Genomic DNA, 23,021 nt, shown 5'->3' with positions numbered 1-23,021 from the left:
AGATACAATTATGATTAGTCCTTTAGCTTATGTCGATGCAAGTGCAAAATTAGGGAACAATGTTATTGTTCATCCGTTTGCATACATAGATAAAAACGTAGAAATAGGCGACAACTGCGAAATTATGCCTTATGCCAGCGTATTGAGCGGAACTCGCATGGGAAAGGGAAATCGTGTCTTCCAACATGCCGTATTGGGTGCTGAGCCACAGGATTTCAAATACAAAGGTGGCGATACATTACTGGTCATCGGTGACAATAATGTAATTCGTGAAAACGTGGTGATCAACCGGGCAACAGCCGATGGTCAAACTCAAATAGGAAATGGAAACTTTATCCATGAAGGAGTTCATATTTCTCATGATACGAAAGTTGGTAACCACTGTGTGATCGGTTACGGAAGTAAAATCTCCGGCAACTGTCAAATTGAGGATTGCGCTATTTTCGGAGGAAACATTCTCGTCAGCCAAGGATGTAGAATTGGTACTTGGGCTATGATCCAGACGGGATGCCGCTTCCGGAAAGATATTCCGCCTTATATCGTAGCGGCTAAAGAACCGACTTGTTACTATGGTGTGAACGCAGTTGTTTTATCGCATGAAGGTTTCGACGCCAAGGTCATCAAACATATCGGTCATGCCTATCGAATTCTTTTCCAAAGCAACTGTAGTGTCTTTGATGCGTTATTGATGATTCGTGATCAGGTTCCTATGAGTGAAGAGATTGAACACATCATTCAATTTGTAGAAGCATCCGAATTAGGAATCATCCGGGAATAAAACGGTAGAGATTCCATTACATACTGAAGGCGACGTCTGGAAAAATGAACCAAGACGTCGCCTTTTTTGTTTTTATTAGAAAAGGAGGTTTCTATGGCAAGACCCGTCATACCCGGAATGTCGGCAGATGAACAAGTAAAACTGTACGAACAATTACGACATTATAACGAAGGCCGTGAGTCTTATAAAGTATCGGGTGTATATCTGTTGGTACTTCCTCACGATAACAAACCGAAATATTCTCTTTGGTGCTATTCGCCGGAACTCGAAAGAAATCCCATTCTCTTCATTCAGGATTTAAGCGAACAGATTCAGGAATCGCTGCGGATGGCGACCTCGATGTTCTTTTGTTCCAAACGTAAACTGCTGATTGTTGAATACAATGAGAAGCATATGGCGTCCAAAGGCGATGACTTGATTGGGTTTGGAAAATACAGAGGCCATTATTTATATGAAATCCTACAAATTGACCCGGCGTATGTCATCTGGATTGCCAATAAATATACGCCACGCATCCCGAAACAAGAACGCTTTGTTCAAATGGCACGTGTCTATGTCTCCATACATCTAGATCGGATCAAACAAAAGAAGAAAGTAAATGAGACCTCTCAATATCTGGGTGTAAAAGGACAAACCGTCAAAGACTTCACCCTAAAGGTAACTCATGTACGGTTGGAAGACGATCCCTATAAAACGGGTGTGAATGGAAATGAGCCTGTGTTTTATGTAAACCAGATCGTCGGATCGACAGATATACACGGTAACCGGGTTATCATCATTTTTCCGGCACTTTATCCCAGCCTGGTTTCCGGTCAGTTATCGGCTCTCGAACATGCTTATCGGGCCGGAGAAATCCTGCATATCTCTTAGGCCCGCATATTCAAAACATTTGAGTATCGTGGTATCAAATATACCCGTCTCTATTATGTCCGCTTAAAACATTAATACATTATAGCATATATCGCAACTGGTCCAGCATCAGCGGTATTTCGTCTTCTTCAATACCGGCTTTCTTCAAATCAGGAATGTCCTGCTCAAACTGATTATAAAACTTGAACCAGTCTCCATTCTCCTTTTCTACAGCCTGTTTATAGAAGTCCAAAGCCGCTTTATTATTCTGCAAAACCCATTCGGTGTGTCCGGCATTCAGATAATCCTGCATATTGGGTTGAGCTTCCAATATCTTCTTGTAATATTTCCGGGCCTGATCATACTTTCCGGTCAGGAACGAACACCAGGCAATCGGTCGCCAGGCTTTATGACTGCTCGTATCCAGATAATCGACCTTATAATAATACTTCAAAGCTTCATTGTAATTCTTCAACTCCAGATGGCAATGCCCGATACTGATCTGAACGGATAAGTTATCAGGATTCAAGGCTTCATAACGATGATAATACGCCAAAGCCTTTTCGGGTTGCTTCAAGGTCTTATAACAAACCGCTATCCGACGAATAATCCATTTACTGTTCGGATTCAACAGATCTGCGTGTAAATAATCCTTCAAAGCACCTTCCAAATCACCATTCATCTGACGACAGTAACCGGCTTTCTGATATAAGATATCGTTCTCGGAATCTTGCTTGATCAATTCTTCAAAGATGGTCAACGCATCCTGAAAATAGTTCTTGCGCAAATAGTATTCAGCAATGGCAGTCAGGCTGACTGCATCAGAGATGAAAGGTCTGACTTCCGATAAATTATGGAAATCCAGCGTATAGGTAAAAATATCATCGAAATCAAGATGACTTGGGAAAAGCTTATAGAAACGATATAAATCTTGAATATAACGTCCGGCAATCTGTTCTACTTTCGAGTGTTTTTCCAACAGCTCTTCCCGATTCTGACGAATCATCTCTGCCGTCTGTTCATTGAATTGTCCCATCATAGCACTCCGGGCTGCTTCCGGCAATTGTAGCATACTCAGGAAAAATGAATACTGATCAGAATTGCACATAAACGAGGTTTGCGTCATTTGTTCAAACAAGCGCAATTCACTCTTGTTAGTTTTAAAACCTGATTCCAGAGCCGAGTGTCCGGCAGTAAACGGTAAAAACCAGTTACCGATTTCCCGGAAAAACGGATAATTCTTCAAATGAACAAAGGTTGAATGCAAGACATCGGCACCTTCCATTTGCAGCTCACTGAATTCTGTCATCATCCGGCTTAATTCTTTGTCGGCAAAAATAGATTCCTGCCATTCCGGATTCATCTCATCACCCAGTTGTTCGGGATTCAAATCCTTCAGATTGATCTTTTCTCCCAGTGTCGGACTCAGTTTCATCATTCCCGGCAAGATTTCATCCCACAGTTTCTTTGATATCTTCTCCGTCTCACGCGACAGAATAAAACGAAGGATAATGGTCTGAATGATTTGTGTAAACGAAGGCAAGGCTTCTGCCAAGGCCGACATCCGATCGCTGACGAAAGGATATAACGAAATACGCTTCCGATATTTATACAGAATAAGCAGTATCGCAATCAAGGCACGGACGGATATTTCCTGTTTCCGGCTGGAAGCCGCATCAAACAAAAGACCCATCTTTTCTTTATCGAAATATTCTTCAAGCCCCAACAACAAGGCTGAAACGACCTGGCAACCTACACTTTCCGGCAACTCTTCATCTTGCAGAACGGCTTGCAGTTCACAAACTTCTTCTGTAGATAAAGGATCAGAAATCCAGATCTTGTTAAATAAAGTCAGACAGGCAGCTTCCAATTCCTGTTTAACACGGATATCCGCATCAGCAGCTTTCATATCCTGCACACTACCCAATTGCTGATGCAAATTCCGGAAAGGAATAGCACAAGAAAGCTTCAAGGAACGACGGCGGCTATAATAATATAAAGGAGAATCTGTAGCCAGCGCTTTCAGCTTCACAGCATCCGCCAGTTCATAGGCAGAGGCTTGTATCTGTCTGTAAATCTGTTCCTGCATCGGATCTTGTATGCCATCCATCCGATAGCGCAGCATATATTTATAGGTTTCCTGCAATTCATCTAACTTATCCTGGAAATTATAATGTCCCGAACCAGCAATCAATCCTTGCAAGCCATCAAACACATTCTTTAATTCCTTCCGATCCAGCCATTCTATAATCCGGCTATATGTCTTATTTATATCCTGTATCGTCATAAACGTCTAGTAAACAATAAATCTATCACAAAGATAACATGTTTTGGGTTTGTAAGTTTGCAAGTTGATGAGTTTTTAAGTTCACTGACTTATAACCTCATCTACTCTAAGCCTAAACTCATCCCACCCAATACTTCGCGGTTTTCCCTGTCAGACGACGGATCAACAGAACCAAAGCCCAGGAAACTGCAAAAGCCAAGACGGCAGCCAACGGTATCTGCAAGCAAATAGGAACATGTAAGGTTCGCATCAAGGCGACACTGGGTCCTGTAAAGAAATAATGAATCATATATACACCGAAACCGCAGACTGTCAGGTTGGCCAAAGCTTTCTGTATCCATACTGAACGAATTTCAACCTTCTTACACAACAGAAATATAGGAATCGTCATCATTACAACATTCGGAGAACAATAGTAGAAGAACAATTCCAGCTGTTCTTCTGTAAATTCAGGCAAAGATGTAATATGCCTAAAACCGGCAAACGTCACTCCAAAACCAACCACAAACATCGGTATTCCCGCCAACAGAATCTTCGATAAACTCCAGTCATGGTGACGCAAATAATGGCCTAATAACAAATAGCCATTGAATCCGGCAAAATAATACAACATATAAAACTCATTCCACGAACAAGCTCCCCATATATAAGGATTGACATATTCCCTTAAATAAGGAACAAACAATGTGACACTCCAGCCTAACAGAAACCACAGCTTGGCTTTCTCTGAAGCCTTTTCTACCCAAGCCGAAAAGATCGGCATATACAAATAAAGTCCTATCAGCAAATAAATATACCACATATGTACATCAACGACCGAAAAGTTCATCGGTATCTGACCGATATATCCCAGTGAAACTGTCAATGCCTGACGAGTAACATCCTCTCCGGCATAAGGAAAGAACGTTAGTATCACATCCGGCTCAAATCCCAATACGCCTGTCAGCCAAGGAAACAGATTATAGAGAACTGACCACACCAGGAAAGGCCAGAACACACGACTGATACGTTTCTTATAAAAGGGACCACTCTCCTCTTTTACGGGAAGCAACAATGCGCCAGTAATCATAACAAACAACGGCACACACGGACGGAGCAAGGATCCATAAATCGCTCCCCAATATTTGATACTTGCAATATCTGCAGTAGGATCACCTGCATAGAAATTAAAAGGGTCTGCGCTATGACAACAAACAACCGTGAACATGGCAACCAGACGAACCACGTCAAGCCAGACAATGTGTTTGGATGGCTTAGAAATAAGTGCTTCTTTCATGTTTTATTTGATTAAGTATTATTAATGCGGTAAAGATAAAAAGAAAATAGATTGTAACAGTCGGATTTTTATATGTAAGTTTGTAAGGAAATAAAAAGTGTCTCACTCCAATAAATAAAAACAACATGGAAAAAGTTCACCAACTGAAACGAGAACTTCGTAATTTACACGAATAATAAATTCAAATACTTATATTTATGATTGAATGTATGAAGAAAAGACGGAGTATCCGTCAATACACAGAACAGGATGTTCCTGAAGAATTATTATGTGAATTGCTGGAAGTTGCTTCACGTGCTTCCAATACAGGAAACATGCAATTATACAGTGTGGTTGTCACCCGCGATCCGGAACGGAAAGCTCAACTGGCTCCGGCGCATTTCAACCAGCCCATGGTAACAAAGGCTCCCGTAGTCCTGACTTTTTGTGCCGATGTCAATCGGTTTGTCCACTGGGCAGAACAACGGAAGGCAAAGGCTGGTTTTGACAATCTGCAAATGTTCATGGCTGCCACCATCGACGCCATGCTTTTTGCCGAAGCTTTTGCCGAAGCTGCCGAAGAGAAAGGTCTTGGACTTTGCTACTTAGGAACAACAGCTTATAATGCCGACCAGATCATAAAGATTCTTTCCTTACCGAAATTAGTGGTTCCCATTATTACGATCACGTTGGGATACCCGGCAGAACCACAGCCTGAACAATCGGAACGCTTACCTTTGGCTGCCATCATGCACCAGGAAACATATACCGATTACACACAGACATCCATCGATCAGTTCTATCGGGAAAAAGAAGAGTTGGCTGTCAACCAAGAATTTGTACGTATCAACCAGAAAGAAACCTTGGCTCAGGTCTTCACAGACCTACGCTATACAAAAGCCAACAACGAACACTTCTCTGAAGTTCTTCTTCAGGTGCTGAAAGATCAGGGGTTCTTGAAATAGAAGATAAAGAGAATCATAAATGAATGTATAAGACTTATCCATTATACAGTCGGTTGCGGAGCAGCCGGGTTGTTGTCTTCTTCTTTGATACCTTTGTTAGTTTCCATTTCGCACTGCGGAATACGATAAATCATGATCTGAGATTCCGGTTCCAGATTGAACTGAACGATTGCTTCGTAGTTTGTGTTCTTACGGATAATCGGTTTCTTCAGACGCAGGATATCGAACAAGGCAAAACCTTCACCCCACAATTCCATACGACGCTGTAACCAGATTTCGTCCTGCATTTCCTGAGCAGAAGAAGCAGTACAAGCGTATGACGGGTTACGATAAGTCTTCACGAAGTCTTCCAGTGTCTGTTTAGCCTTAGTCAGGTTACCCGACATAGCTTCACCTTCAGCCTTGATCAGATACATTTCTTCAACACGCATCAAAGGCCAGTCTTGTGAGTTGGTTGTATTACCCATCACATCCTGATAAGCACCGAACTTCACGTTGGTGTAAGGAGACAAACCGAAGTATTCGATAACCGGAGTACCATCTACTGTTTCATTGTCAACCAATGTAGATGTTCCTTCCGGAGAGATGAACCATTGCTTACGGATATCTGTATCCGGAATCTGGTCATACAAAGCTGAACTTACATAACGGAATGAATCCGTCAATGTGGTATAACCGTTACCAGTCAATGAACACAAGTGAGACGGCCAGTTGATAATACCTGTTGTTACAACATCGTTATCCGGAGTAATCAAAACACCCCATAACCAAGAACTTGCAGAAGCAGAGTTGAATGTCGGTTTAGAAACTTCTGCCAAAGACTGCGGAGTACCACCGGCAATAGCCTTTTCTGCATCACTGGCTGCTTCAGCCCATTTCTGCATCAACAGATTAGCACGGGCACGCAAACCATAAGCTACAGACTCATCAATCTTGTCTTTGTTAGAACCATTATCATAACCAGCTAATAAATCAAGAGCCTGACTCAAATCGCTCATGATCTGATCATATACCTGCTGAACTGTAGCACGAGGATTGTTCTGTTTTTCTTCCAATGTCATGTTTTCCGTAACAATAGGTACACACAAAGCATTCTCGTGTCCAGCATAAGTAAACTGATAAGCTTGAGCGAGACTCAGATAATCATAAGCACGTGCAGCGAAAGCCTGTCCTCTATAAATCAACATTTCAGGATCTTCAGTTCCTTCGGTCAACAACAAAACCTTATTTGCTGCATCCATGTGATTATAGAATATTTTCCAAATCAATTCATCTTCAGAACTAGTATAAAGGCGGTCTGCATAATTCTGACAACGATTAAACCAATTATAACCAGATGTTGTACAAGGCATATCTTGTCCACCTTGTTCCAAAGCTTGATGGACTGCAGCAAGGCCATAATCGTTATGATCAGGATTTTCCGGTGTAGAAACCGTAGCAAAGGCATTTAACTTGGCAGCCATACCATTTACAGCAGCGACTGTCATATTAGGACGTTGTTCAATAACGCCTTCATTTTGTTCACCACCTACATACTGACCTTCTGGAAGCTTATCCAAATCGCAAGAAGCCAATAATAAAGCGGCACTAACGAACATCAAATATTTATTTGTCATTTTCATATACTCTAAATACAATTAACAGATTAGAAATTCAATGAAATACCGCCAGAAATCGTACGGATCGGTGAATATACATTGTCCGCAGAAGTATAGCTCTGACGAGGATCTAAACCTTTACGAGCTGTCAGCAAGGCTACGTTATCAGCTACGAAATACAGACGGATACCGTCGATCTGTAACTTGCGTGTCCAAGATTTCGGTAATGTATAACCGAAAGTAATGTTCTGTAAGCTCAAGTAATCAGAACTTGTCAACCAACGATCTGAAGAATATCCAGTAAATGTATCTTGTACGTTCAAACGCGGAACATCAGTATTCTTATTATCTGCAGTCCAAGCATTCAACATATCTACGTGCCATGCAGAACCTTGTGAACTAATATCCATCAAACTTTGATAAGTGTTATCCATAATACGTCCACCTAATTGATAAGCAAATGCAATTGAGAAATCAAAGCCATGGAATGTCAAGCTAGTACCGAAACCACCATATACCTTCGGCAGAATATCGCCTGTAGCAAAGCGGTTAGATGAAGCTTCTGTATAAGAAGTTGTAACAGTCTCTCCTGCTGCATTCGGTTCAGTCAAAGCCCATTGGCTTTCACCAGTTTCCGGATTTACACCTGCATACTTCGGTAAATACAACTGATACATAGATTCACCTTCCCGGTAAATGCGGCTACCATCAATCAACTGTCCATTCAACTCTGGAGCCAATTCCAATACTTTGTTCTTGAAGTGAGTCAAGTTGAAATTGATATCCCATGTAAAATCTTTTGTATTGATGATGTTTGAATTCAAATCCAATTCAACACCACGGTTCACCATAGATCCTACATTTTCCGGGAAACGAGAGTATCCCATAGAAGAAGCAACTGGTTTGAAGTAAAGCATATCGGTTGTCTTACGAGAGAAATATTCCACAGCACCGCTCAACTTACCACCCCAGAAGGTAAAGTCGAAACCGGTATTGAAACTGTGTGAAGTTTCCCAGGTAATATCCTGATTACCTTTATAATACAAAGTAGTTGCAAAATCTCCATTATTGTTTGATAAATTATATTGATCCATATACGGATAATAATTTCGGTAACCATTCTGATACAATAAATTATCATTACCCTGCAAACCGTAGCTGATCTTAAATTTCAACATATCAATCCATTTCTGGTTTTCCAGGAAGGCTTCCTTGTTCATCAACCAACCTCCACCAATTGACCAGAAGTTACCCCAACGGTTATCCGGATGGAAGGCTGAAGAAGCATCACGACGATAAGAAGCAGAACCGAAGTACTTGCCATCATAATCGTACTGTACACGGAACAACCAACCTTCTGTTGCATAGTTGTTTGTATATGAAGCATTGTTCTGGTTCAAAATACCATTGTTCAATTCAGGAACATCTGGATTGTAGATTTTTTCACGTGAACCATACAAATACTGGTATTTGTAATTGTAGTTTTCATGACCTGCCAATACATCCAAATTATGTACATCATTGAATGTCTTGTTGTAAGTCAACAAATATTGCTGGTTGGTACTGAACGTACGCTCAGAAGCTACAGAAATCAAACCACCCACACCAGTTGTTTCAGAATATTGTCCATAGAATGGGTTCGTCATATTGGTATAACGTACATTATTGGCATCCACACCAATATTGATCTTTGCTTTGATACCACCCCAGATATCGATATCTGCAAACCACTTACCGCTGATTACATCACCAGAATATCTCATCATATCCAGCATATAGCTTGCCAATGGATTCGCATTAGGAACGACATTTCTACGTTCAAAGTTTGTATCTGAGCCATAATCATAACGCAAATAACCACGATTGTCAGTCATAATGTTTCCGGCAGCATCACGAACATACATCGGATAGATGGCTCCCATGATATTGGCTGCGTAGAAAGCATTCGCATTCGAAGTACTACTTTCCAAATCTTGCTCACGGCTATCGTAGTGTGTAAATGAGATGTTACCTCCCATCTTCAACCAAGGTTTTACCTGGTAATCTGCTTTCAAACGAGCTGAATAGCGCTGGAAACCTGAGTTCGGAACGATACCCTGATCATCCAGATAACCGGCAGACATATAATAGTTCATCTTGTCGTTGGCGCCACTCACGCTCAAGTTATATTCCTGACGTGTATTGTTTTCAAACAACTCATCGCTCCAATTATCCGGAGTATAATAATAAGTACCGTCTGAATAACCTAATGTTGCATTCGGATTCAGTTTGCCGTCCATACCGATCAACTGTTCCCCATTCGGTACAGTAAATACTTGATATCCTAGGTATGAAGCTGACAACATTGCTTTATTGGCATAAGCATTGGCATTAACCAAATCACCTGCAGCTGCATAGCCCTTCAAGTCACCATTATAGATAGCAGAATAAGCCATTTCATAGAACTTACCCGGATCTGTTACTGTTTCATATGAAGGAACACCACGTTTGTTCACACCCCACTTAGCATCGAAAGTAACGCGGGCATCACCCGTCTTACCACGTTTGGTCGTAATCAAGATAACACCATTGGCACCACGTGCACCATACAAGGCATTTGAAGCAGCATCCTTCAAGACTGTCATAGACTCAATATCAGAAGTACTGATAGCTGAGATCTCACCATCATAAGGAACACCATCGACTACATACAACGGAGTATTGCTGGCAGAAATAGAACCGATACCACGGATACGAACCGTTGCATCTTTACCCGGCTGACCTGTGCTACTAGTTGTCTGTACACCGGCTACCTGACCAGCCAAAGCATTCGTCACGTTAGAAGTCTGACGAGAAGTAATCTTTTCATCTTTAATCGTAGCAGCAGAACCTGTAAAAGCAGATTTCTTGGCAGTACCATAAGCAACTACCATCACTTCATCCAACGCTTGTGAATCAGATTCCAATACAGCTTTTACGCGAGAAGAAACGCCAACTTCTACTTTTTTCATACCTACGTATGAAATTTCCAAATGCTTTCCATTAGAAGGCACATCTAATGTGAAGTTACCGTCAAAATCAGTTACAGTACCGATTGTTGTTCCTTTTACGACTACTGATGCACCAATTACCGGTTCGCCATTTTCATCAAGAACCTGACCGGTTACCTTGGTGTTTTGAGCCATTACCGCAGTCATACCCATCAACAGGCTGGCTACAGTCAGAGTAAACCTTTTCATCATAAATACACTTATTTATTAAACATATAAATATTCATTCCTTTTCTAAATAGACGTAGTACAAAACGAACAGTATATTTAATCGGGGAAGGGACAGCGAATGATAGGATATACTTTAATAAATTCGCTACATCTAAAAATAAGGATGGAAAAACATGCCTACCTTTCTATAAATTCATGCCTATGTTTTTATCTTTTCATGCCTACCTTTTAGAGAAAATACGCCGGCTTTTGACTTTTTATCCACATTGGGCGACACTGAGCGACATTGGGCGACACACGTCAACACTACGATTTTGGGATACCGTATTTTTGTTTCGTGACAAGAGAGGAAGAGGCGCTGTTGCCGAACCCATAAAAACTTGTCCTGATAATTATTATGGCACGCCCAGTAAAATTAGGATTGGATTATTTCCCAATGGACATCCATGTATTGAAAGATATCAAAATACGGCGTTTGATGAAAAAGCTTAAAACGCCGGGTGTCCTTCTTTATTTTATGCTTTTGTGTGATATCTATGAAAGTTCATTTTATGTACAAATCGACAAGGATTATTTGTTCGATTTGTCGGACCAGTTGGATATCGAAGACACCGAAGTGAAATCCATGCTTGACTACATGGTTGAAATTGGTTTGTTTGATGCTGCCTTGTGGGAAGAAGGCATCTTGACTTCCAAAGCTATTCAAGAACGCTACATGGCAGCAAAAGGCCGTTACCTCAATGAAAAGAAATTAGAACAACAATATCTGCTCGTTCCGATCACAGTAGCGAAAGAAGAAGTTACAGAAAAAAAATCGGTTAACACAGATGAAACCTGCATTTCCGCAGCTGAAACGCCAATTCAAACCGCAGAAAGTACACAAAGTAAAGTAAAGGATAGTAAAGAAAAGGAAAGTATATTTATAATTGAGAGAGAGAGTAGCGCACACACGCGCGAAAATGATCAATCGGAATTAAAAGATCTATGGGATCAGTGGAAAATGGATCTGCTGAATGATGAAAACTGGTGTACCCGGCTGATTCGTATCAGTGGTAAGGGGTCGTTATTGCTGGAAAAAGCTCATAACGCCATGACCTGCTTTGATGATTTCAACCTGTTGAGGGCACTTGAAGATACGGTCAGAACAAAGAAGGATTATCAATCCAAGTTCATCGCCTGGTGGCGGTATCATCATTGGGAAACGGATGTGCAGATTTTAGCCGGTACCAAAACAGCTGCAATGCCACAAGTCAAGATCAACAAGCCGGCAGCACAAAAATCCAGATACGAAGAGATGATGGAAGTGGCGGCAGAAGCAAAATTATTAACCCAAAAAATGTTTGAAAACAATGGCTTTGGATATTCGTTTACAAATGGCATTGAGACAGCCTCCAATTATACAATTTGAAAATCAGTTTGTTCAGAAAAGAATGATTGATCTGCTGTCTGACACGTATGTATTGTTGGGATTTAAAATACCTAAGACACATGAACTTACTTTGCTGGCAGCCAAACTGACCAGTGATCTCTACGAAAGTTATAGTTTTTTACGGCTAGAAGAACTTTCCATCTGTTTTGAGCTGGGAGTCAAAGAAGAATTTGGCGATTACGTCGGATTGAATTACAGAACCTTTTGCAAATGGTTGAAAGGCTATAAAATGAGTGATTTTCGGTATCGGGTTATCAAACAAATGGAACAGAGAAAAAATGTCAAAGCTTTGCCTTCTGTGAGCCAAGAATACAATGATGAATGTATGAATCGTCTGATAAGCAGACGCTTTCATGCCTACAAAGCTCAACCGGATTCAGAAATTCCTTTAGCCAGCATCCTATACCAAGAACTACAAAGTCGGGGGATTATTCGTAACAGTCTGGAAGAAAAGCTAAACGCTATGGCGCTCTTTGAGCACTGGCGACCACAAAACGACCGGCACACCAGCAAAGATTATCGCCAGTCTATGATCAAACTTAAAGCTCAGGAATGGCTATTGAAACAATATTTCAACTCGGTAGAACGCTTGCCATTTGAAAAGGGGTAATACATGAAATATGACAATATATAGTACTATTATTCTATAAAAGAACGTATATTTTTATATGAAATAAAGAAAAGTTATTATTAATGTCGACCGATTTGGCCTAACGGAAAAGGCGTAAAGCAAATTCCGAGTGAAGCGTGAAGAAATCTCGGTTGTCTGAGCCCAAGGCGAGTTTTCCGAGATTTTAGCTTCACGAAGCGAATTTGTAGCCTTTGGAGTGTAAGCCTTGATTTTTTGGTTCTTTTGCATCAAGGCAAAAGAACGGATCTGATCATGACTTTTTTATCCTTTGGGATCAAGCCAAAAGAACGTAAAATCCAACGAAAAGAATAAGAAAATAAAAACATTTAGGGGATAAATGATTGTGTATATGAAAAAAAGACATAAATTTATGGCGAACAAAAATACATTAAAATGTAATAAACAAAACAATATTGTTACATCATTGAGTATAAATAACGGGGTACAATGTTTTATTTTGTGACTTTTTGATATATCTCGTGTGATAATACGTAAATGATTAGATTGTTAAATTTATGATTCGTTGCATTTTTACATTTTTTGTTGTAATTTTGCAGCCTCTAATATTGAAAAAGACAAAAGTGGAATGAGTATTAGAGGAGTGAAAAATAGGTTTGTGGTAGTTCGTTTTGGACTAAGTCTATTTGAAAGTTTGGAATGAATATTTATATGTTTAATAAATAAGTGTATTTATGATGAAAAGGTTTACTATGACTGCGGCTTGCCTGCTGATGGGTATGACTGCGGTAATGGCTCAAAACACCAAAGTAACCGGTCAGGTTCTTGACGAGAATGGCGAACCGGTAATTGGTGCATCAGTAGTCGTAAAAGGAACAACAATCGGTACTGTAACTGATTTTGACGGTAACTTCACATTAGATGTGCCTTCTAATGGAAAGCAGTTGGAAATTTCATACGTAGGTATGAAAACAAAACAAGTAGGTGTTGCTTCGAACATCAATGCCGTATTGGAATCTGATTCACAAGCGCTGGATGAAGTCGTGGTAACGGGATACGGCGTTCAAAAGAAAGCATCTTTTACAGGAGCTGCTTCTATTATTGGTGAAGATGTTTTATCTAAAAAGACTGATGCTAATTTTGTAAAAGCACTAGAAGGTTCTGTTCCTGGTGTCCAAATGAATAATTCGTCAAGCATGCCTGGCGTTTGGGGATCTATTTATGTTCGCGGTCGTGGATCTTTAAATTCAGGAACACAACCTCTTTATGTAATAGATGGAATGCCTATTGATTCGGATACGGATAAAAATTCTTTGAATTCAGAATCAAACAACCAATTAGACCCAATGTCAACATTAAATCCTTCAGACATTGAAAATATTACGGTATTAAAAGATGCAGCAGCAACAGCAATCTATGGATCACGTGCAGCAAATGGTGTAATTATCGTAACAACTAAAAAGGGTAAAGAAGGCAAGTTTAATATCAATCTGGACATTAAGCAAGGTTTTGTCTCTATGGCAAACAACAATATGGACTTCGCTAATGCCCAACAGTCAATGAATTTGTTCGCTAACGGTTTAGCTGCCTCTAATCCAGATAGATATACAATAGAATCTGCTTACAATTATTTAGCTGACGATTACTTTGGATGGGATCGTAAGTCTTCTTATGACTGGATGGATGCTATTACACGAAAAGGTTATTACCAAGACTATAATTTAAATCTGCAAGGAAAACAAGGTAATACTGGGTATTATGCTAGTTTAGGTTATCTGAATACAGAAGGACTTGTTAGAAGTTCAGACTTAGAGCGTTTCTCTGGACGTTTGAATTTGGATAGTAAATTCAATTGGGCTACAATTGGTATCAATACATCCTATAGTTATTCAACACAGAATGGATTTTCATTATCTACTAGTGGAAGTATGAGTAGTCCTATAACTGCTGCAATTTCTAGTATGCTCCCTATGTATCCGTACTATGATGAAAATGGAGATTATGCTAATGTCAATTTATACAACCCGCTTGCTTTAACTGATGAAACTTGCGGTGAATTAAATGAGACTAAAATGCAAGTGATAAACTTGAATCCCTATTTGCAGATTGATTTTGGTAAAGGCATCTATGCAAAAACGACGTTAGGAGTGAACTTAAATGACCAAACTCAATACCAATATTGGAGTGCTCAGTATAATCCGCAAGGTATGGACTATAATGGACTTGGTCAATTATATAATTCAAAAAGTAGTGTAGTTACTTGGAATAATATTTTAGGATGGAACTATACATTCAATGAAAAGCATAATATAGGTGTCATGGTTGGTCAAGAAATGCAAAAGAAAAGTTACCACTATGAATATTTTGCTAAATCAGATTTCCCGTTTGCTTCTAATGGTATGCGCGATTTGACAACAGCAGGAACTGAACAAGGTTCAGAATATTATAAACAAGAGGCTCGTTTGGCATCATACTTTATGGATGCCCATTACTCTTATGCTGATAAATATTATGCTTCTGCTTCATTCCGTCGTGACGGTTCTTCTGTATTTGGTGCAGATAAACGTTGGGGTAATTTCTGGTCTGTTGGTGGTAAATGGCGTTTGACAGGAGAAGATTTCTTGGCTGATAATTCTACATTAACCAATGCTACCCTTCGTGCTTCTTACGGAACTGTTGGTAATCAGGAAATAGACTGGTATGCAGCTCGTGGATTTTATTCAGCAGGATATAATTATAACCAAATACCAGGAATGCGACCCACCAGTATTGAAAACAGAGAACTAACATGGGAAGTCTCTAAGAAATTAGATGTTGGTTTTGATTTATCTTTAATCAATCGTATCAATTTAGGCTTTGATTTTTACAATGAAGAAACATCTGATGCTCTGTTCGAAGTTCCATTATCAATGACAACCGGATTGGCTACTACTTATCAAAATATTGGTAAAATTAGAAACCGCGGTATAGAGTTTTCTGTAAATGCATCTTTGATGCAACAGAAAGATTTCACTTGGAACATCTTTGCTAATTTGACTTGGAATAAAAATCGTGTTATCAAACTTTCTACGGATGAACCATTAGAATACACATTCCAAATTATTGAACAAGGTCGTCCGTATTCACAGTTTTACATGAAAGAATATGCCGGAGTAGATCGTGAAACAGGTAAGCCTCTATGGTATTTGAATGAAGATGGAGATGAAACAACATCTGACTATAATGCAGCTTCTAAACGTTATGTAGGAAATGCAGATCCTAAAGTATTAGGAGGTTTCGGTACAAACCTGACATGGAAAGATTTTGATTTCAATATCAATTTCAATTATCGTTTAGGTGGGAAAGTATATGATTCAGGAGCTTCTTTTACAGGCTTTGGCATGGCATTCCGTACGCCATTAGAAGATGTTGCATTAAATTCATGGACTCCAGAAAATAAAGATGCTAAATACCCGCAATATATTTACGGAGACCCCTACAAAGCATCTCAAACTTCATCTCGTTTCTTATATAATGGGAACTATCTGCGTATAAGTAATATTACTTTAGGATATACATTGCCAAAGTCATTAACACAAAAAGCATTTATCCAACGCTTACGTGCGTATGTATCTGTTGATAACTTATACACATTTACTGCTGGAGATTTTATTGGTTATAATCCAGAAACATCGGCGAACGGTGTAATTGCTTGGCAATATCCAGCTACATGTACATTCATTGGAGGTATTCAATTAACATTCTAATCGAATCTGAATTATTAAAAAGACATTGTTTATGAAAAAGAACATATTAAAAGTAGTTGTAGGCTTAACGCTAATGACAAGCCTTACGGCTTGTGGTGATAAATTCCTTGAAACAGATTATTATAAGGGAATTGACACAGAAACAGCATTGACCAACGTTAACAATATTTCGACAGCCCTGAATGGTACTTATTATAGCCTGTTTTACTATGCATTTGCAGGAAACTATGCTATCAGTATTGGCGATATTCCTACAGATATTTCTTACTGGAATGGTAAAACAGGTCATTTTGATGCCATCTACACCTTTACCGTAATAGATACTGATACATACTTGAAGAATATTTGGGAATATGGCTATAAAGTGATTGATGGATCTTCTCGTATTATTAAAGCAGGTGAAGCTTTGACAGAAACTGTTTCTGAGGAAGAAAACGCAGAATTGAACCGCTGCATTGCAGAAGCGTATGCGTTACGTGGATATGCGCAGTTGATGTTAACAAATATTTTTTGTCACCAGGTAAAAGTTAATGGTACAGACTACTCTTCCAATCCGGGTATAGTAGTTGTTACAGAACCGATTGAAGCCCTAGCAAAAGTGTCTCGCTCCACTGTTGGAGAGAGTTATAATGCTATCTTATCGGATTTGAACAACGCTAATAAATATTTTGATGCAGCTGGCGGTGATAGAGGATCTATCCTTTATTTTAATAAAGCAGCCGTATATGGTTTATTAGCTCGTACAAATCTTTATTTAGAGAATTGGGATGAAGCGAAAGCAAACGCACAAAAGGCTCTAGACGAAAAAGGTATTTCTACTTTAACTTATACGTCTGATGCTTATAAGGCATTATTTATTGGGAATGAATCAAATACTGAAAGTTTATTGTCGTTAGCAATTACTCAAACGGATAACTGGTCGGCCAATTCTTCGGGAACATTATGGTCAACCTATAATTACAGCCCGAGTCCTAAATTACTCTCTTTATATGGAGAAAAAGACTGTCGTCAATCTATCATAGCTTGGGATGAAAGTTCTTCGGAAACAGTCCCAGTATTTAAAGGTGGAAAATACGGACAACATGCGACAGGAAATTCTGCCTACGCAACCAATTACTTAGTGAATGCACCTGAAATGTTTTTAATCATAGCTGAAGCTAATGTTAAAAGTACAAATGCAGATTTAAATGCGGCAAAAGACGCATTGCTTGTTGTTGCTCGTCGTAATTCAGATTTCTCTTCTACAAGTAATTTACCTAATAACGCAAATGATTTATTGACCTTTATCAAGAACGAACGTGCCCGTGAATTATTCCAAGAAGGCTTTAGATTATATGATTTGAGACGATGGGATGAAACTGCTAGCGTTTATGCAAATGCTGCGCCCAATATATCTTTTACTTATAATAATTATAAGATCTCAGATTTTGTTTTCCCAATACCTAGTTCAGAAATAAATGCTGGTTTTGGAGTCGAACAAAATGATTGGGCAGGAACTCTTCCAAAATAAAAAAATTTGACACATAAAAAATTTTCCACCATTGATATATATAATGTTTATCAATGGTGGTTTTCTTTTTTAATCAATTTCTCTGAAATAAAACTTTCTGATAATAAAAACATTAATCAATCTTTTCTCACCTCTAAAAATCATCGATCCTGGTAACGGGAAATATCAATCAAATTAGATCATTTTTTATTGAGCCCACTCTTTTCAATAATGATATTAAACTAAGTATCCAAGCCACAACAGTACAGATATTTTTTCCTCAGCTATAAATCTAAGCCCTTTATATCAAAGACACAGATAAAATTGTAAATTTGCAAATATAGATGTATAACAAACTATAGGCAACTATGAATAGAATATACCCTATTGGCATACAGAATTTTGGCGAAATACGTAAAGGCGGATATGTTTATGTAGATAAAACAGCTTTGCTATACAAATTGATAAAGGCAGGCAAGTATTATTTTTTCGGCCGCCCGCGTCGTTTCGGTAAAAGTCTGATGATTTCTACATTGGAAGCCTATTTTGAAGGACAAAAAGAGTTGTTCAAGGATCTGGCTATGGAAAAACTGGAAAAAGACTGGAACGTAAGTCCGGTGTTACACCTAGACCTGAACAATCAGGAATACAATTCGAGAGAAAATTTAGAAATAATACTCAACAATTACCTCACCCGATGGGAAAGGATTTATGGGAATGATCCATCGGAACAATCGCTTTCCTTGCGTTTTGCAGGCGTTATACGCCGTGCAGCCCAAAAAACTGGGCAGAATGTCGCCATCCTCATCGATGAATACGACAAGCCATTAATCCAATCACTTGGTAACGAAGATCTTCAAGCCCAATACCGCAGTATGTTGAAAGCGTTTTACGGAAACTTAAAATCTTGCGACAAATATATCCGTTTTGCCATCCTGACAGGAGTAACGCGGTTTAGTCGAGTAAGCATCTTCAGTGACCTGAATAACCTGAATGACATCACTATGGATCCAGAGTATGCCACACTCTGCGGTATCAGTGAAACTGAATTAGCTACCAACTTCGAACCCGACATCCGCCAGTTTGCCTCCAAGCAAGAGATAAGTTACAGCGAAGCCTGCGAGTTACTGAAAAAGAAGTACGACGGGTATCATTTCGTACAAGGAACAGAAGGAATATACAATCCTTTCAGCTTGCTCAATGTATTTTTCCGCATGATGCCCGAAAACTATTGGTTTTCTACCGGGACACCTTCTATTCTGGTGAAGCTCTTACAAAAGAACAACTATCTGCTCAGCGAGTTGACAGAAAAGACTGAAGCAACAGCCGAAGAGTTGACAGGATTGGAAAACCTCGATAACAATCCAATCCCCTTGTTCTTTCAAAGTGGTTACTTCACCATCAAAAGCTACGATCCGGAATTCAAGATCTACCACCTCGGATTCCCGAATGAAGAAGTAGAACAAAGTTTTATGAGTTACCTCATGCCGGCCTATATGAATTTAAACGGTAGAAATACAAGTTTCCATATTCTGAATTTCATTAAAGAAATAAGATTAGGTATGATAGATGCTTTCATGAGCCGACTACAAAGTTTTTTTGCAGATACACCATACGAATTGATCAGGAATAACGAACTACATTATCAAAATGTTTTATTCATCATATTTAAATTAATGGGTTTCTATACAGAAGCAGAATATCATACTTCACAGGGTAGAATAGATATGGTTGTAAAAACTCCCAACTATATTTTTATTATGGAATTCAAATTTGAAGGTTCTGCAGAAGAAGCATTGGCTCAAATAGAAGCTAACAACTATGCAGTTCCTTTTTCTACTGACAATCGTACACTTTTCAAAATAGGTATAAACTTTAGCCGTAAAACAAGAAATATAGAAAAATGGATCGTGGCTAAATAGCAAAGACAAATATTGCCCCATAAAAAAGGCTGCCAGCTACACCGGAATCCGGACAACTGGCAGCCTTTCTGTATTCTATTGACTACGTATTATTTCTTCAATGCAGCGATACTTTCTTTCAAAGCAGCAATCTTTGTTTCAGCATCAGCTTGTTTCTTACGTTCCATTTCAATTACCTGAGCCGGAGCTTTGCTGACGAACTTTTCATTGCTAAGTTTCTTCATCACACTTTGCAAGAATCCTTCCTGATATTTCAAGTCAGCTTCCAGTTTCTTCAGCTCTTCTTCCACATTAATCAGGTTTCCTAATGGTACCGCATATTCTGTCGTTCCCACCATGAAGGCTGCAGCACCGTCGGCCTTATTACTTACTGTTGTAATAGCAGACAAGTTACACAGTTTCGCAATCACTGAATCAAATGCGGCTACCGGATTTTCACCAACGACTTCCAGACTTAATGCCTCTTTCTGGGCAATGTTCTTCTGCAAACGAATTGTACGGATACCACCGATTACTTCCTTAACAACTTCGAACTTGGCGATAATTGCCTCATCATAGTTTTCTGCGACCTTCAATGTCTGAACCATGATGCTTTCTCCATCCTTACGTTCATAAATATGCTGCCATAATTCTTCCGTAATAAACGGCATGAACGGATGAAGCAACTTCAACAAAGTATCAAAGAAACCTAATGTCTTTTCGTAGGTAACCTGATCAATCGGTTGACCGTAAGCCGGCTTAATCATTTCCAGATACCAGCTAGAGAATTCATCCCAGAACAATTTGTAAACGGCCATCAAGGCTTCGCTCAAACGATATTTACTGAACAGATCATTAACTTCAGCAGCAGTCTTTGATAACATGGCATCAAACCAGTCAATAGCTAATTTCGCATATTCCGGTTGCTCGATTTCAGCCACATTCCAGCCTTTAACCAGACGGAAGGCATTCCAGATCTTATTATTGAAGTTACGTCCTTGTTCACACAAAGCATCATCAAACAGAATATCATTTCCAGCCGGAGCAGACAACATCATACCCATGCGAACACCGTCGGCACCATACTTCTCGATCAGTTCCAGCGGATCCGGTGAGTTACCCAACGACTTAGACATCTTTCGGCCAATCTTATCGCGCACAATACCGGTGAAATAAACATTCTTGAAAGGCATATCTCCCATATATTCATAACCAGCCATGATCATACGAGCTACCCAGAAGAAGATAATATCCGGTCCGGTTACCAAGTCGGAAGTCGGATAATAATACTTGATCTCTTCATTTCCAGGATTGTTGATACCATCAAACAATGAAATCGGCCACAACCAAGAAGAGAACCATGTATCCAGACAATCTTCATCCTGACGCAGATCTTCCAACTTCAAAGAAGTATTTCCGGTCTTTTCCTGTGCAAGTTTCAAAGCTTCTTCAGGTGTTTCAGCCACTACATAACCACCTTCGGGCAAGAAGTAAGCCGGAATCCGATGTCCCCACCATAACTGACGGCTAATACACCAGTCTTTGATATTCTCCAACCAGTTACGATACGTATTCTTATATTTCGGAGGATAGAATTTCAGCTCATCATTCATTACCGGAGGTAAAGCCATATCAGCAAAATGCTGCATCTTCAGGAACCATTGCATAGACAACTTCGGTTCGATAGCCACATTGGTACGTTCAGAGAAACCAACTTTATTGGTATAAGCCTCTACCTTTTCCAATAAATCAGCAGCAGCCAGATCTTTCTCTATCTGTTCACGAACATCGAAACGATCCATACCGACATACATACCGGCAGCTTCGCTTAATGTTCCATTATCGTTAAAGATATCAATGCTTGGCAAATTATATTTTTCACCCAACATATAGTCGTTCACATCATGTGCCGGAGTCACTTTCAAACAACCTGTACCAAATTCGATATCTACATAATCGTCTTCGATCACCGGGATTACCCGATTTACTAACGGAACGATCACTTTCTTTCCCTTCAACCACTGATTTTTCGGGTCGTTCGGATTGATACACATGGCCGTATCACCCATAATCGTTTCCGGACGAGTCGTAGCCACGACCGCATAACGTCCTTCCGGATCACCTTCTACCTTATAACGCAGGTAATACAACTTGCTATGTTCCTCTTTATAGATAACTTCCTCATCACTCAAGGCGGTCAAGGCTTTCGGATCCCAATTCACCATTCGAACTCCCCGATAAATCAAACCCTTGTTATATAAATCAACAAAGACTTTGATGACACTCTTACTTCGTTCCTCATCCATGGTAAACGCCGTACGATCCCAATCACAGGAAGCACCCAACTTACGTAATTGCTTCAAGATAATGCCTCCGTGTTCTTCTGTCCAGGCCCAAGCATGTTTCAAGAATTCCTCACGCGTCAGATCCGTTTTCTTGATACCTTGTTGTGCCAGTTTATTTACCACCTTGGCTTCGGTTGCAATAGAAGCATGGTCCGTTCCCGGAACCCAGCAGGCATTCTTACCCATCATGCGGGCACGACGTACCAAAATATCCTGAATAGTATTGTTAAGCATGTGACCCATGTGGAGCACGCCCGTCACATTGGGGGGCGGAATAACGACGGTATAAGGTTCACGACCGTCGGGTTTAGAACTGAAAAGCTTGTTGTCCAGCCAATACTGGTACCATTTTCCCTCCACATCAGCGGGGTTATACTTACTTGCTAATTCCATTGTTTTTATTTTGTTTATTAATTCATACTCATTCAAGAGGTCAATATCTACAAACAGAAGGCCAGTCTTCCGTTGCACGCCTTTCAAAAGGCAATCTGACTGGCCATCAAACCTCTGTCTCTACGAATCGACAAAAGTACGAAATTTATTGATTCTTCGATACCGGAAATCGTATTTTATAGTTTGGATTATCAACA

12 protein-coding genes and 1 pseudogene are annotated in these 23,021 nt (G+C 39.7%); 8 read left to right on the top strand and 5 right to left on the bottom strand.

The features are described 5' to 3' along the window. Positions 1-10 precede the first annotated feature (10 nt). Both lpxA and MUN53_RS08885 read left to right on the top strand, forming a co-directional pair. Complete coding sequence (lpxA, locus tag MUN53_RS08890) at positions 11-778, top strand: acyl-ACP--UDP-N-acetylglucosamine O-acyltransferase (protein WP_243324896.1); 768 nt, start codon at positions 11-13, stop codon at positions 776-778. Positions 779-871: 93 nt separating this feature from the next. Then, a pseudogene (locus tag MUN53_RS08885) lies at positions 872-1,723 on the top strand (exodeoxyribonuclease X C-terminal domain-containing protein). Between the two features lie 4 nt (positions 1,724-1,727). On the opposite strand, the gene MUN53_RS08880 reads toward MUN53_RS08885, so the two are convergent. Then, a complete protein-coding gene (locus MUN53_RS08880) occupies positions 1,728-3,914 on the bottom strand; it encodes a tetratricopeptide repeat protein (protein WP_243324894.1) in 2,187 nt (728 codons plus the stop codon). 118 nt (positions 3,915-4,032) lie between these two features. Continuing rightward, positions 4,033-5,190, bottom strand: a complete 1,158-nt coding sequence (locus tag MUN53_RS08875; protein ID WP_243324892.1) for an acyltransferase — start codon at positions 5,188-5,190, stop codon at positions 4,033-4,035. Positions 5,191-5,387: 197 nt separating this feature from the next. Between MUN53_RS08875 and MUN53_RS08870 the strand changes: the two genes are divergently transcribed. Next, on the top strand, positions 5,388-6,134 hold the full coding sequence (locus MUN53_RS08870) for a nitroreductase family protein (RefSeq protein WP_243324891.1): 747 nt from the start codon (positions 5,388-5,390) through the stop codon (positions 6,132-6,134). 41 nt (positions 6,135-6,175) lie between these two features. On the opposite strand, the gene MUN53_RS08865 is transcribed toward MUN53_RS08870, so the two are convergent. Beyond that, positions 6,176-7,756 (bottom strand): RagB/SusD family nutrient uptake outer membrane protein, encoded by a 1,581-nt coding sequence (locus MUN53_RS08865; RefSeq protein WP_243324882.1) that lies wholly within the window; start codon positions 7,754-7,756, stop codon positions 6,176-6,178. A 23-nt stretch (positions 7,757-7,779) separates the two neighbouring features. Continuing rightward, positions 7,780-10,953 carry a SusC/RagA family TonB-linked outer membrane protein gene (locus MUN53_RS08860; protein WP_243324877.1) on the bottom strand — a complete coding sequence of 1,058 codons (3,174 nt, stop codon included), beginning with the start codon at positions 10,951-10,953 and terminating at the stop codon, positions 7,780-7,782. 376 nt (positions 10,954-11,329) lie between these two features. Here MUN53_RS08860 and MUN53_RS08855 point away from each other — a divergent pair, with 376 nt between their 5' ends. From MUN53_RS08855 to MUN53_RS08835, 5 genes are all read left to right on the top strand, one after another. Further along, complete coding sequence (locus tag MUN53_RS08855; protein ID WP_317236344.1) at positions 11,330-12,340, top strand: DUF4373 domain-containing protein; 1,011 nt, start codon at positions 11,330-11,332, stop codon at positions 12,338-12,340. Between the two features lie 22 nt (positions 12,341-12,362). Next, positions 12,363-12,971, top strand: coding sequence for a hypothetical protein (locus tag MUN53_RS08850; protein WP_243324871.1), 609 nt, complete (start codon positions 12,363-12,365; stop codon positions 12,969-12,971). Between the two features lie 713 nt (positions 12,972-13,684). Next, positions 13,685-16,696 (top strand): SusC/RagA family TonB-linked outer membrane protein, encoded by a 3,012-nt coding sequence (locus MUN53_RS08845; RefSeq protein ID WP_243324868.1) that lies wholly within the window; start codon positions 13,685-13,687, stop codon positions 16,694-16,696. 31 nt (positions 16,697-16,727) lie between these two features. Then, the gene (locus tag MUN53_RS08840; RefSeq protein ID WP_243324866.1) at positions 16,728-18,206 is read left to right on the top strand and encodes a RagB/SusD family nutrient uptake outer membrane protein; all 1,479 of its coding nucleotides are present in this window, start codon (positions 16,728-16,730) and stop codon (positions 18,204-18,206) included. A gap of 347 nt (positions 18,207-18,553) precedes the next feature. Then, positions 18,554-20,107, top strand: a complete 1,554-nt coding sequence (locus MUN53_RS08835; protein WP_243324864.1) for an ATP-binding protein — start codon at positions 18,554-18,556, stop codon at positions 20,105-20,107. An 89-nt stretch (positions 20,108-20,196) separates the two neighbouring features. On the opposite strand, the gene MUN53_RS08830 is transcribed toward MUN53_RS08835, so the two are convergent. Beyond that, positions 20,197-22,824 carry a valine--tRNA ligase gene (locus tag MUN53_RS08830; protein WP_243324861.1) on the bottom strand — a complete coding sequence of 876 codons (2,628 nt, stop codon included), beginning with the start codon at positions 22,822-22,824 and terminating at the stop codon, positions 20,197-20,199. Positions 22,825-23,021 lie beyond the last annotated feature (197 nt).

The sequence above is a fragment of the Parabacteroides faecalis genome, assembly GCF_022809355.1.
Taxonomy (GTDB): Bacteria; Bacteroidota; Bacteroidia; order Bacteroidales; family Tannerellaceae; genus Parabacteroides; species Parabacteroides faecalis.
The sequence above is the reverse complement of the archived record's forward strand: the minus strand, read 5'-3'. Positions and strand labels throughout refer to the sequence as shown.